At 52.1% G+C, this 493-nt stretch carries 1 rRNA gene; it reads left to right on the top strand.

What is annotated here, in order from left to right:
• Positions 1 to 168: 168 nt before the first annotated feature.
• Positions 169 to 493, top strand: a 23S ribosomal RNA gene (locus tag RNC47_RS36360); the annotation flags it as partial.

The following is a 493-nucleotide window of genomic DNA, read 5'->3' on the forward strand; positions in this document are numbered from 1 at the left end:
TCGGCGTGTTGTTGCCTCACACTTTGGTGGTGGGGTGTGGTGTTTGATTTGTGGATAGTGGTTGCGAGCATCTAGCACGCAAAATGTGTGGTCTCACTCCTTGTGGGTGGGGCTGGTTTTGTGTGTTGATGTGCAATTTCTTTTGAAACTCATTTTTTGGTTTTTGTGTTGTAAGTGTTTAAGGGCGCATGGTGGATGCCTTGGCACTGGGAGCCGATGAAGGACGTTGGAGGCTGCGATATGCCTCGGGGAGCTGCCAACCGAGCGTTGATCCGAGGATGTCCGAATGGGGAAACCCAGCACGAGTGATGTCGTGTTACCTGTATCTGAATACATAGGGTGCAGGAGGGAACGCGGGGAAGTGAAACATCTCAGTACCCGTAGGAAGAGAAAACAAAAGTGATTCCGTGAGTAGTGGCGAGCGAAAGCGGAGGATGGCTAAACCGTATGCATGTGAGACCGGGTAGGGGTTGTGTGTGCGGGGTTGTGGGAC

Source organism: Streptomyces millisiae, from assembly GCF_031845425.1.
GTDB lineage: Bacteria > Actinomycetota > Actinomycetes > Streptomycetales > Streptomycetaceae > Streptomyces > Streptomyces millisiae.